This window comes from Dyella amyloliquefaciens (genome assembly GCF_004296575.1).
GTDB lineage: Bacteria > Pseudomonadota > Gammaproteobacteria > Xanthomonadales > Rhodanobacteraceae > Dyella > Dyella amyloliquefaciens.
Genome location: NZ_SAYT01000004.1, coordinates 292,319 through 304,263, shown reverse-complemented (window position 1 = coordinate 304,263; position 11,945 = coordinate 292,319). Strand labels below are relative to the sequence as shown.

The following is an 11,945-nucleotide window of genomic DNA, read 5'->3' as shown; positions in this document are numbered from 1 at the left end:
AGGCGTTGGCCATGAGGGTGTTGCCGGGATAACTGCCTGCCGGTGCACAACAATTGGTTCATATCCGGGTCGTTACAGTCCCGTGTCCGAGCCATGACAGCCATCTGCAGGATGCCATGACGATGTCAGCGACCCCCTCCGCGCTGTCAGCGCGTTCCCTTGCCTTCCGGCTTGCGTATATCGCGTCGCTGGCGGTCATTTTTACCCTGGCTACCGGGTTGGTCGATGGCGGCGAAGGCGTGGGTTCCGCGCAGGCGTTCAGCCAGCCGATTTTTCCAATCGCCAATGCGCTGCCCGGCCTGCTGCTGGCGACCTTGCTGCTGGTGCTGTCGCGGCGCCCCCTGCTCTCCTTTGGCGTCGCCTTCGTGCTGGAAGCGCTGGTCTACGCGATCAATACGCTGAAGGTGAGCAACCTCAACACGCCGCTGATGCCGGCCGACTTCCGCATGCTGGGCCAGTTGCGCCGCGGCGGCTTCCAGCTGCTGGGCAGTTACCTGCCGGCCAGCCCGTGGCCTTACCTCGCTTTGCTCGGTGCCGCGGCCATCATCGTGCTGGCGTGGCGCAAGGAAATCCCACTGTTCGCGCGGCGCACGCGTGGCAAGCGGCTGGTATCCGGTGTGGCGCTGCTGCTGTTGCTGGGCACGCTGCTGGCGGGCATGCCGGGCTGGATGAAGATCTATGGTGGCCAGCACCTGTGGCTGGAGCCGTGGTCGGCCCAGGCCACAGCCGAGCATTCCGGGCTGGTCAGTTCGCTGCTGATGTTCCACCTGCACCAGGGCCACGCACGCAAGAAACCCGATCCAGCCGCCGCCCAGCAATTGATCGTGCGGAGCGATGCGAGCCTGCGCGAACGCCTGCAATCGCCGACGAACCAAGGTGCAACACCCGACATCGTGGTGGTGCAGAGCGAATCGTTCTTTGATCCGTCGATCATGAAGGGCTACCAGGGCACCGACCTCACGCCCAACCTGCGCCGCCTCGAGGCGCAGGGCGAGAGTGGGCCGCTGCACGTACCGACCTATGGTGGCGGCACCATCCGCACCGAGTTCGAAGTGCTTACCGGCCTGTCGCTGCGCTACTTCGACGATCTGCAGTTCCCGTACCTGCAGATGAACCACAAGGTCGTGCCCAGCATGGTGCGCGCGCTGCGCTCGCATGGTTACGAGACGATCGCCGTGCACGGCAACGACCCCGGCTTCTGGAATCGCAACACGGCGTTCCACGCCATCGGCTTCGATCGATTCGTCTCGCGTTCGTCCTTCCCCGCGAAGGCGGCGATGGACGGCCAGTACATGGCCGACAGCGCCATGACCGACGAGATCATGGCTCAGCTCAAGGACGCGGGCCCACCGCAGTTCCTGTTTGCCATCAGCATCGAGGCGCACGGCCCGTACGACGTGCCGCCCGCCGATTCCGCCACGCGCGACGCCATTCCCGTGCCGGACGGCATCACCGGCAAGAACAAGCTGGAGCTGCAGAACTACCTCTACCACATGCAGCACGCCGACCAGGAGCTGGGCCGCCTCGCCGAGCTGCTGGCGCACCGCGAGCGCCCCACTCTGCTGCTGTTCTATGGCGATCACCTCCCCGCGCTCACCGACACCTACAACCAGGCCGGCTTCGTGGACGGCCAGGACATGCTGGCCCAGGCTGGCGTCTGGTTGCTGGTGGATCCGCGCAACCCGACGACGCCGACACGGGAATCGCTGGCTTCCTGGATGCTGCCGGGCCGTCTGCTGGAGCAGGCCGGCATCCGCGATGACGCGTACTTCGCGCTCACCCAGGTGATCGCCCCCGAGCTGGCGGCGCTCACGCGTGCGCCGGGTGCGCCGCCCGCCAGCGAAGACCGCGACGAGAAGACCGCCGACCAGGACATGGCGAACGTCGCCCTGCTTCGCATGAAGGGCAAGCTCGATCCGTTGCTGCCACGTGCGGAAGTGCAGACCGCGGCAACTGGCGCCGGCCACACCGTCAGCCTGACGGAACCGGAAACCACCGGGGTGCAGCAGTAACGCACGGTATGGACGTCCAAACGGATCGAGCACGGCGGCCGTTTTCCAAGGAAAGCAAGTAGGCGAAGAGGCGGAAAATTCGCGTTGCGAAGCGCGGATTCAGCGATCTGTCTGGCGGCTTAAGGGAGCCGTTTTCGTTCAGGTTCGGTAGAGCGAAATCCGTCTAGCTTGGATCCCAGCCGCGAAGCAACGCCTTCGTCGGCATTCCCACACTGGAGGTTTTCCTCATGCGTAAGACCATGCTTGCCGCCCTCATCGTCACCGCTGCTTCGGTCCTGACCGTACCCGCGTTCGCCCAGAACGCCGCGGCCTCGGCGAAGGTCGAGGCAGGCGCGAACACCGCGGCAGCGCAGGACGCCGCCGGCAAGACTGTCGACCAGACGGCTGCCATGACCAGCAAGGTCGCGGGCAAGACCACCTCCACCACCGAGAAGACCGCCGACAAAACCGCCGCCACGGCGGAGAAGACCGCAGACAAGACAGCGAGCAGCACCGAGCATGCGGCGCACAAGGCCAGCAAGCACGCTTCGCACAAGGCGAAGGCTGCTACCGACGCCAAGGTTGAAGCTGGCGCGCAGACCGGCGGCTGATCCTTACCTGCAGTAACGCAATGAAGATCCCGGGAGCCCAGCTCCCGGGATTTTTTTATGCCGGGGTTTCAACGTGGCGGCAGCCGGCGAATCAGAAGTCGTAGCTGCCCGACAGCAGATAGCTGCGCCGCGTGCGCAGCGGCACGAAGGTTTCGTTGAAATCGTCGGCCACCAGTCGACGCGCGAAGAGGTTCTTCACGCCCAGCGTCATGCTCCAGCGATCGGCGCGATAGGAAACACTAGCGCCTACCTCCGCCTGACCCGGCGTCGTGTAGTACGTGGTGTAGTCCATGCTCTGCCCCAGCGAACGGCCCCGTGCCATCAGGCCGCCGGCCACGCCCCAGCCACGCAGCGCGCCCCCCTGGAACCAGTAGCTGGCCCACACGTTGAAGCGCTGGCGCGGCGCACCGGTCGGCTTGGAGCCATCGTGATTGCTGATCAGCGCGTTGGTATAGCTGCTGCTGAGGTCCAGCCCCGGCGCCACCTCGCCCGCGAACTCCAGTTCCACGCCGCGATTGGTCTGGCCGGGTCCCAAGGTCGCGAAGTTGGGCGGCTGCTCGTCAACCAGCAGGTAGCTGTGGTCGAGCGTGATGCGATACAGCGATACGGTGAGTCGCGCGCGCTCGTTGAACAGGTTGAACTTGGCGCCCGCCTCCAGCTGCTTCGACAGCGCCGGCACCAGCGGCCTGCCGTTCTCACCCAGGTACGACACCGGCTGGAAGCCGTTGGACGTGCCGCCGTACAACGCGATGTCGGGCGTGAGCTTGTACACCAGGCCGGCGTTGGGCACCCATTTGGTACGACGCGGCGTCCATGGATTGCCTTCGACGTCTTCGGTCGACACCTCGTAGGCGGCGCGACGCAGCGCCAGCAGCATGTCCCAGTGCTCGCCCCAGGCGAGCTGGTCCTGCAGGAACAGGCCGCTGTCCACCGACCACGGCGTGCCACCCAGGGGCTGGTTGTCCTGCGGCTGGATGACCGACGCGACGACCGGCAGCTGGCGGCTGCTGAAGAGGTTGTAGACCCCGTCGTCATAGGCGTGGACGTAGTCATCGGAATGGCCGATGCGCGAGCGGGCGTAGTCGGCGCCAAGCGTCACCGTGTGCTGCAGGGATCCCGTATCAAAGGTGCGGATCAGGTCGTTCTGCAGCGAGTAGTAGGTGTCATCATAGCGATATGCCTCCGCGACGGCCGTGCTGTCGCCATTGAGCATCGGGCTGTACAGCGTCCAGCTGTGCTGGTTGTTCCGCTGCCGCACGTACTGTCCACGGCTGCGCCATGTCCAGTCGCCGCCCAGCTGCTGGTCGAGCAGGTAGTAGAAGCGGTCGGTCTGGTAGTTGGCGAAATCGCGCGGGTTGCCCGGCAGGATGCCGTAGGGCGAGGCCGTGGAAAGCGAGTCGCCCAGCAGTACCACGTGATCGGGAACCGGCAGGCGATTGACGATGCGTTGCACGCCCACCACCAGGTCGGTGCTGTCGCCGCGCCAGCCAATCGCAGGCGCGATATAGGCGCTGCGCCGGTTGAGATAACCCTGCGGTGAGCGGTAGCCATAGTCGCCCGACACCACGAGGCGATAGGTAAGGCCCGGCGTGTGGCCCAACGGGCCGGCCATGTCCAGGCCTGCCTGCACCTGCCCCTGCTCGCCGATCATCGCGGTCAGCTGCTGCACCGGTTCGGCCTGCGGCTGCTTGATGGTGACGTTCACCAGGCCGCCGAAGTTGCTGCCTGCCGTATCACCCAGCACCGATTGCGGTCCCTTCAGCACTTCGACGCGCTGCACGCCGACCAGCGGCGGGAAATCGCCGGACCCGGCAATGCTGTTGGGCATGCCATCGGTAAGTCCATTGCCGGTGTAGAAGCCGCGGATCTGGAACAGCGGCAAGCCATCGGAGCCTTCCACGTACTGCACGCCCGCCACGTTGCGCACGGCGTCGGCCACCGTGAGCAGCTGCTGCGAGTCCATCAGGCCGCGGGTGACCACGCTGACCGACTGCGGCACGTCGATGAGGTCGCCATCGTTGCGCGCAGCCATGCTGTTGGATGAACCCAGGAAGCCGACGTCGCGTCCCACCAGGCCAATCGCTTCGACCGGCATCAGGTTCTTGGTTTCGACCGGTGCCTTCGCCTTGCCGCCGGCCGCGTGTTCTTCCGCCTTCTCCGACGGCTTCACCACGACGGTGCCGGTCTGGGTGAAGGCGTATTCGAGCCCGGTGCCCTGCAGCAACTGCTCGAGCGCGGCCTCTGGCGTAAGCGCGCCGCTGACACCCTGCGAGCGGAAGCGGGCGATCGCGCAGCCCGACGTGAGCACCTGCACATTGGCCTGCTTGCCGAAGGCGATCAGTGCGGTGGCCAATGGCTGCGCAGGTATCGCGAACTCGGTGCGCGTGCCTTCATGGATCACGCGCACGACGGCGAAGGCGGCACCTGGCATGACCAGGTTCACCGACATCACCACGCTGCCTGACAGCAGCAGCCTTACGCACGCCTTCATGGCATTCGCGTCCTGCGAGCGAAAACCACGAGTGTGACATGCCCTCAAGCGTTTTTGTCGCCAAAACAGTGGGATGAACGCAATCTGACACCAGCCTTGCCGTCCTGGTGTCGCACCCTTTCGTCAGCTGGCGCCGTGCTTGCCCCGCGCATCCGACAGCACGGTCTGTCCACCCACTTCACTGACCTTGAGCGGCAGCACCTGCGGCAAGGCCTGCAGCCAGTCGTCGATGGCATTGGTCTTCACCGTGCCGGTGAAAGTCATCGATTGCAGGCCGGCGTCGGCGATGCGCACGGGATGCGAGCGATAGCGATTGATGTTGGCCACCACCACCGACAGCGGCTCGTTGTCGAACTCCAGTCGTGCATCGCGCCACGCCGCCGCCTGCGCGGGATCGATGCTGGTGACGTTGAGCGCGATGCGCGAGGGGTCGTACGACACCGCCTGCCCCGCTACCGCTTCAAGACCGTGGCCCTGCCCGGAAGCATCGTCGGAAATGTGCACGCGTCCTTCGGCCATGGCGATCGTGACGTGATCGCCGGTGCGGCGCACGTCGAATGCGGTGCCGATGTCCTCGATGCGCAGCTTGCCCGCGCGCACCACGAACGGCCGGCTCGAATCATGCACCACCTCGAAATAGACCTCGCCTTCGTCGAGTTCGACTTCACGATGGTCGCGGCCGAAGCGCGCCGTGAGCCGCGTCGCGCCGCCCATCGCCACGCGCGAACCATCGTCCAGCGTCACATCGCGTTGCGTCGCGATCGCACTGGTATACAGCTGCGCGGCGGCGGGACGCTCGAGCACCGTCCAGCCGATGTAGCCGCCAGCCACCAGCACGGCCGCCGCGGCTGCGGCGCTCAGCGCCCACCAGCGGCGCGGCGTCTGGGCAGGTGCGAACTCGGCCATCAACTTCGCGTGCGAGACCTCTCCCAGCGCACCCAGGCGTGTCGCCAGCTCGGTCACGCGCTCGAAGGCGGCGAGGTGCGCTTGGTCTTCGTCGATCCAGGCGAGCCACTGTTCCGTCGTGTGCTCTGCTGCCTTGGCGTCGCGCAGTCGCACCCACCAGTCGGCGGCGATGCGTAGCGCTTGTTCGTTCGTGGTGGGGGCCATCATGGCATCTCCGGTTCGTCGACCCGCGCCCGGCAATGCGCCAGGGCGTTGGCCACGTGATAGCGCACCATGCGCTCGCTGATCTTCATCGCCCGCGCGATCGCACCGATCTCGCAGCCATCAATGACGTGCATGACGAATGCGCGGCCCGTCTTGGCCGGCAACTCGCGCAACGCGTTCTGCAGGGCGTGCAGCTGGCCGGTGGCGACCGCGTGCCGCTCGGGAATCGGCGCAAGGTGCAGATCCTCGTCCGGCGGCACCAGCGGATGCTCGTCGCGCACCTTGCGCATGCGCAGCCGATCGACGGCGAGATTGGACGCGACGCGGTACAGGTAAGCACGTAACGATTCAACCTGCTCGGGACGTTCCATCACCACCAGCCGCATGTAGGCCTCCTGCGCCACTTCCTGTGCGTCGGAGATCGAGTGGAGACGACACTGCAGGAAGGCGACCAGGGCACGGTTGTGCTCGCGAAACAACGTCGCGACACGCAGGGCATGGGCCGGGTCCGGGCTGGCGTCGACAGGGCCGGACAGGTCGGCGGGTTCGTTCACTAGGCTTCCTCGGGCACGTCCGGAAGCGGAAACGGCGATTCTACCGCCGCCTCCGCCAACGGCGCGCCGCGCCACCACGGCACGGGACGCAGCGCGCCGTTCAACAATCGCACTGCCTGCCAGCGCAACTCGGCGCGGCGCCGGAATGCGGCGCGATGCTTGCTCTCCACTTCCGCTTCGGTACGGTGATGCAGGGTCGATGGCAGCACGAACCAGCCGTCTCCGCTGGCACAGCCGCCCTGTTCCTGCCAGAACGCGTCATAGTCGGCCAGGAACCGTGTGCGCCCGTGCAGCGGATGGGCGTCGTTGCTGATGCCCAGGATATGGCGGATACCGCACTGCCCGGCCAGCACGTACGCCAGCACCAGCAGCAGCTGCTTGGGCCGCATGCCGTGCATCTGGCGGGTCAGCACGCGCACCTCGTCGCGCGCCTCGGCGCCATCCGGGCCCTGGATGCAACCGATGGCCATGGTGTGCTCGTCGATCAGGGTGACAACCAGCCGGTACAGCGTGCGGCCATCCGCGTCGCCCAGCTCGATCGCCAGCTCGCCTTCGCAGCCCATGTAGATGGGCGGGCGCAGGTGCAGCTTCAGCACGCTGCCGTCCTTGAGCACCAGTTCGCCCAAGCTGGCCCGGCCATGGACATAGACCGACTCGAACAAGGTTTCGGGCCAGCGCTCCAGCAACAGCCGGTAATGGTTCCACACGCCACGCAGACGCGTCGTGCGATGCCAACCCCGATGAATGAAACGATGGAGGTGACGCTCCTGCAGCCGCGGATCGCAGCCCACGCAAGCGCGCAGCAGCGGGTGCGAGGACAGGAATGCGAGATAGCGCTGGTGGCGTATCGGCAGGCTGCTGGCGCGCACCAGGTATTTCGCGGCCATGAGCGCGCGCTGGCCAGGATGCCCGACCCAGTCGCTGCGGCCACGCAATGAGCGCCACCATAGCGCCAGGCGAGGGGTGCCATCCGTGGCAACTCTCTCCCGTTGTCCAGCCGCCACCGGGTGCTCCGGCCTCGCCAGATGCAGTTCGCGTTCCAGGGAGCGTTGCGCCGCGTAGGCGCAGCCGCTAGCCGCGAACACCAGGTCGGCGTCCAGGGGTTCCTCCCCCGGCAGAAGATTCCGTTCGTTCAAGGCGCGCGTGACCCGCGTGGTGGCTGTGACATAAGCCAAGACGTTTGAATGCGCGGAATCGGAAATGCCTGCGGCGAAAATCTTCACTTCGCTGCCGCCCCCGGGATTGCCACGCCCGGCGCGCGTGGTTCTAATGGCCCTATGGCCGTTTCGTGGACGGCTTCCCGCTGACCATCCATTCAAGGCGCAACGTCATGGTCGTGATGCCGCCCGCTTCATCCCTTCCTGCCGACTTCGTCGGTCGGCTCGCCGAATCGGTGACCCAGGCACGAACCCTGGAAGAACTGGTGCGCCCCCTGCTTGAGTTGCTGCAGGCGGTCACCGGGCTCGAGTCCACCTACCTGACCACCATCGACCTGGAAGCAGGCGCCCAGTACATCCTGTATGCGCGCAACACGCATCGGCTGCAGATCCCCGAGGGACTGTCCGTGCCGTGGGAAGGCACGCTGTGCAAGCGCGCGCTGGAGGAAAACCGCGCCTATACCGATGACGTGGCCAACTGCTGGGCCGACTCGGCCCCGGCGCGCGCGCTGGGCATCGCCACCTACGCGAGCACGCCCGTGCGCATGGAGGACGGTTCGCTGTACGGCACACTGTGCGCCGCCAGCGACGAGCGCAAGCCGCTGGCGGATGGTGCCGAGCAGGTGCTGCAGATGTTCGCGCGACTGATCAGCCAGCAGATCGAGCGCGAGCAACTGGTGCATGCGCTGCGCCAGGCCAACGACACGCTGGCCGTCAGCGCGCTGATGGATGCCACCACGCACCTGCCCAACCGGCGCGCCCTGATGGCGGAACTCGCCCGCCGGCAGTCGGCGCTCGCCGTGGGTGATCGCGCGCTGGTCGTGGCCTTCATCGATCTCGACGGCTTCAAGGCGATCAACGACCAGTACGGCCACGAGGCGGGCGACCAGTTCCTGCGGGCCATCGGTGGTCGCCTGCAGGGCGCCATGCGCATCGACGATTTCGTCGCACGCATCGGCGGCGATGAATTCGTGGCGCTGTCGAGCCCGCCGCGTGCGGAGGCAGAACCCGTCGGCAAGACCATCCAGGATCGCCTGCTGACGGCCACCACCGGCCGCTTCCATTTTGGCAGCACGGTGATCGAGTACGCCGGCCCCAGCATCGGTGTCACCGTGGCGCTCGACAGTGCGCTGGACCCCGAAGCCCTGCTGGCCCAGGCCGATGCGGCGATGTACGCGGTCAAACGGGAGCGCAAGGGGCCGAACGCCCGCCGCTGATGCCTGCGGGCGAACGGAATCGCCCTGCTGCTGTCCCTGCATGGCCCTGCCGCTGTTGGCACGAACCGATCGGCTACCGAAGGACACGGACCGCATGATTCGCCAGGCCCTCTCTTGCATGCTCGCCCTCGCCGCCACGTCGGCGTGGGCGGTCGACACGGCACCAGCCGTCTTCGCCCCCGGCGTCATCTCCGGCCCCCAGCACGACAGCGCACCCGCCTTCGCGCCCGACGGACATACCGTGTATTTCTCGCGCAGCGATGGCCCTCACTCGACCATCCTGGTCAGTCACGAGAGCGACGGGCGTTGGTCCACGCCGACCACGGCGCCGTTCTCCGGACACTGGAGCGACATGGAGCCGAGCATGTCGCCGGACGGCCGCCAGCTCGTCTTCATCTCCAATCGCCCCAGGACCCCGGGCGGCAAGCCACTGGATGGCTACTTCATGGGACGACGCTTTCCCGAGGGCGGCGGCAACCTGTGGGTGGCCCGGCGCGAGGGCGATGGCTGGAGTGCCCCCGTGCGACTGCCCGACATCGTCAATGCCAGCGACTCCACCTTCGCCCCCAGCATCGCCGCGGACGGCACGCTCTACTTCATGCGCCCGGCCGATGATCCCAAGCACTTCCGACTGTTCCGCGCGGCCTGCATCAAGGGCATCTACCAGAAGCCCGAGCCCCTGCCCTTCAGCGACGGCACCACCACCGACGTGGATCCGGCGGTGGCACCCGACCAGTCCTTCCTCGTATTTGGTTCCAGCCGCGCACCGGCCCAGCAGATCGACCTGTTCATCGTGTTCCGGGACGGCGGACGCTGGGGCACACCCAAACACCTCGGCAACGAGGTCAACAGCGCCGGCTCGGACGCCGAAGCCCGCCTTAGTCCCGACCACCGCACGCTGTATTTCGCCAGTGACCGGCTGAGCAACAGCCCTCCAGGAGCGGCGCGTGCCGACTGGGACAACGGCAAGTACAACATCTGGGATGTATCACTGGTGCCGTGGCTCGACGCGCATGCCGGCAAGGCGCCTGCCGGATCGCACTAACAACCGAAAATCATCTGGACGTCCAAAAAAAACCCCGCACAAGGCGGGGTTTTCTCTGTAGCGATGCCGGAAGGCGTGGACTTAGAAGTCCATGCCACCCATGCCGCCCATGCCGCCCGGCGCACCGTGCGAATGGCCTTCGTCCTTCTTCGGCACTTCGGTCACGGCCGCTTCGGTCGTGATGATCGAGCCGGCCACCGAGGCGGCGAACTGCAGGGCCGAACGGGTCACCTTGGTCGGGTCCAGGATGCCGAAGGCAATCATGTCGCCGAACTCGCCGGTGGCCGCGTTGTAGCCGAAGTTGCCCTTGCCTTCCTTCACGGCGTTCAGCACCACCGACGGCTCGTCACCGGCGTTGGCGACGATGGCGCGCAGCGGGGCTTCCAGGGCGCGACGGGTGATGGCGATGCCCAGGTCCTGGTCAGCGTTGGCACCCTTCAGGCCTTCGACGGCCTTGAGCGAACGGATCAGGGCGACGCCGCCGCCCGGGACCACGCCTTCTTCAACGGCTGCGCGCGTAGCGTGCAGGGCGTCTTCGACGCGGGCCTTCTTTTCCTTCATCTCGACTTCGGTCGCAGCGCCAACCTTGATGACGGCCACGCCGCCAGCCAGCTTGGCCACGCGCTCCTGCAGCTTCTCGCGGTCGTAGTCCGAAGAGGTCTCTTCGATCTGCGCCTTGATCTGGCCGATGCGCGACTGGATGCGCTCGGCTTCGCCGGCGCCGTCGATGATGGTGGTGTTTTCCTTGGTGATCACCACGCGCTTGGCGCGGCCCAGGTCAGTGACGGTGGCCTTGTCGAGGGCCAGGCCCACTTCCTCGGAGATCACCACGCCGTTGGTCAGGATGGCGATGTCTTCCAGGATGGCCTTGCGACGGTCACCGAAGCCCGGCGCCTTCACGGCGGCGACCTTGACGATGCCGCGGATGGTGTTGACCACGAGGGTGGCCAGCGCTTCGCCTTCCACTTCCTCGGCGACGATCAGCAGCGGCTTGCCAGCCTTGGCGACGGCCTCGAGGACCGGCAGCAGCTCACGCACGTTGGAGATCTTCTTGTCGTGGATGAGGATGAACGGGTCGTCCAGTTCAACCTGCTGCGACTGCTGGTTGTTGATGAAGTACGGCGACAGGTAGCCGCGATCGAACTGCATGCCTTCGACGACGTCGAGCTCGTTCTCGAGACCCGAGCCTTCCTCGACGGTGATCACGCCTTCCTTGCCGACCTTCTTCATCGCGGTGGCGATGATTTCGCCGATGGCGGAGTCGGAGTTGGCGGAGATGGTGCCGACCTGGGCAATGGCCTTGTCGTCAGCGGTCGGGTTGGAGAGCTTCTTGAGCTCGCCCACGGCGGCCACGACGGCCTGGTCGATACCGCGCTTCAGGTCCATCGGGTTCATGCCGGCGGCAACGGCCTTGAGGCCTTCCTGGATGAACGCCTGGGCCAGCACGGTGGCGGTGGTGGTGCCGTCGCCGGCGACGTCGGAGGTCTTGGAAGCGGCTTCCTTGACGATCTGCGCGCCGATGTTCTCGTACTTGTCGGCCAGTTCGATTTCCTTGGCCACGGAGACGCCGTCCTTGGTCACGGTCGGGGCGCCGAAGCTCTTCTCGAGCACGACGTTGCGGCCCTTCGGACCGAGGGTGACCTTCACGGCATTGGCCAGGGTGTTCACACCCTTGAGCATGCGGGCGCGGACGTCTTCGCCGAAGCGGACTTCTTTAGCTGCCATAATTTTTTTGCCTCAAAAAATTGAATTAGGAATGGGAACGCTGG

Annotated in this window: 9 protein-coding genes; 4 read left to right on the top strand and 5 right to left on the bottom strand. The window is 66.2% G+C overall.

The features are described 5' to 3' along the window. Nucleotides 1-122: 122 nt before the first annotated feature. Nucleotides 123-2,012: an LTA synthase family protein gene (locus EPB08_RS11675; RefSeq protein ID WP_229238318.1), complete on the top strand. Its 1,890-nt coding sequence runs from the start codon at nucleotides 123-125 to the stop codon at nucleotides 2,010-2,012. Nucleotides 2,013-2,239: 227 nt separating this feature from the next. Next, nucleotides 2,240-2,602: a hypothetical protein gene (locus EPB08_RS11670; protein ID WP_130619262.1), complete on the top strand. Its 363-nt coding sequence runs from the start codon at nucleotides 2,240-2,242 to the stop codon at nucleotides 2,600-2,602. Between the two features lie 91 nt (nucleotides 2,603-2,693). Here EPB08_RS11670 and EPB08_RS11665 read toward each other — a convergent pair whose 3' ends face one another. The 4 genes from EPB08_RS11665 to EPB08_RS11650 form a co-directional block, all read right to left on the bottom strand. Continuing rightward, nucleotides 2,694-5,093, bottom strand: a complete 2,400-nt coding sequence (locus tag EPB08_RS11665; RefSeq protein WP_229238317.1) for a TonB-dependent siderophore receptor — start codon at nucleotides 5,091-5,093, stop codon at nucleotides 2,694-2,696. A gap of 123 nt (nucleotides 5,094-5,216) precedes the next feature. Further along, nucleotides 5,217-6,206, bottom strand: coding sequence for a FecR family protein (locus EPB08_RS11660; RefSeq protein WP_130619261.1), 990 nt, complete (start codon nucleotides 6,204-6,206; stop codon nucleotides 5,217-5,219). Next, nucleotides 6,203-6,757, bottom strand: a complete 555-nt coding sequence (locus EPB08_RS11655; RefSeq protein ID WP_229238316.1) for an RNA polymerase sigma factor — start codon at nucleotides 6,755-6,757, stop codon at nucleotides 6,203-6,205. The genes EPB08_RS11660 and EPB08_RS11655 overlap by 4 nt, the downstream gene beginning before the upstream one ends. Next, nucleotides 6,757-7,932, bottom strand: coding sequence for a VirK/YbjX family protein (locus EPB08_RS11650; RefSeq protein ID WP_130619260.1), 1,176 nt, complete (start codon nucleotides 7,930-7,932; stop codon nucleotides 6,757-6,759). The genes EPB08_RS11655 and EPB08_RS11650 overlap by 1 nt, the downstream gene beginning before the upstream one ends. A gap of 155 nt (nucleotides 7,933-8,087) precedes the next feature. Between EPB08_RS11650 and EPB08_RS11645 the strand changes: the two genes are divergently transcribed. Further along, on the top strand, nucleotides 8,088-9,131 hold the full coding sequence (locus EPB08_RS11645; protein ID WP_229238315.1) for a GGDEF domain-containing protein: 1,044 nt from the start codon (nucleotides 8,088-8,090) through the stop codon (nucleotides 9,129-9,131). Nucleotides 9,132-9,225: 94 nt separating this feature from the next. Further along, the gene (locus tag EPB08_RS11640; protein ID WP_165418490.1) at nucleotides 9,226-10,176 is read left to right on the top strand and encodes a TolB family protein; all 951 of its coding nucleotides are present in this window, start codon (nucleotides 9,226-9,228) and stop codon (nucleotides 10,174-10,176) included. 81 nt (nucleotides 10,177-10,257) lie between these two features. Here the strand turns inward: EPB08_RS11640 and groL are convergent, their stop codons facing one another. Beyond that, nucleotides 10,258-11,901, bottom strand: a complete 1,644-nt coding sequence (groL, locus tag EPB08_RS11635; RefSeq protein WP_130619258.1) for a chaperonin GroEL — start codon at nucleotides 11,899-11,901, stop codon at nucleotides 10,258-10,260. Nucleotides 11,902-11,945: the final 44 nt, after the last annotated feature.

Coding starts and splice junctions, on each gene's coding strand:
- EPB08_RS11670 (WP_130619262.1), top strand. CDS start 2,240: ATGCGTAAGACCATGCTTGCCGCCCTCATCGTCACCGCTGCTTCGGTC.
- EPB08_RS11660 (WP_130619261.1), bottom strand. CDS start 6,206: ATGATGGCCCCCACCACGAACGAACAAGCGCTACGCATCGCCGCCGAC.
- groL (WP_130619258.1), bottom strand. CDS start 11,901: ATGGCAGCTAAAGAAGTCCGCTTCGGCGAAGACGTCCGCGCCCGCATG.
- EPB08_RS11645 (WP_229238315.1), top strand. CDS start 8,088: ATGGTCGTGATGCCGCCCGCTTCATCCCTTCCTGCCGACTTCGTCGGT.
- EPB08_RS11665 (WP_229238317.1), bottom strand. CDS start 5,093: ATGAAGGCGTGCGTAAGGCTGCTGCTGTCAGGCAGCGTGGTGATGTCG.
- EPB08_RS11640 (WP_165418490.1), top strand. CDS start 9,226: ATGATTCGCCAGGCCCTCTCTTGCATGCTCGCCCTCGCCGCCACGTCG.
- EPB08_RS11675 (WP_229238318.1), top strand. CDS start 123: ATGTCAGCGACCCCCTCCGCGCTGTCAGCGCGTTCCCTTGCCTTCCGG.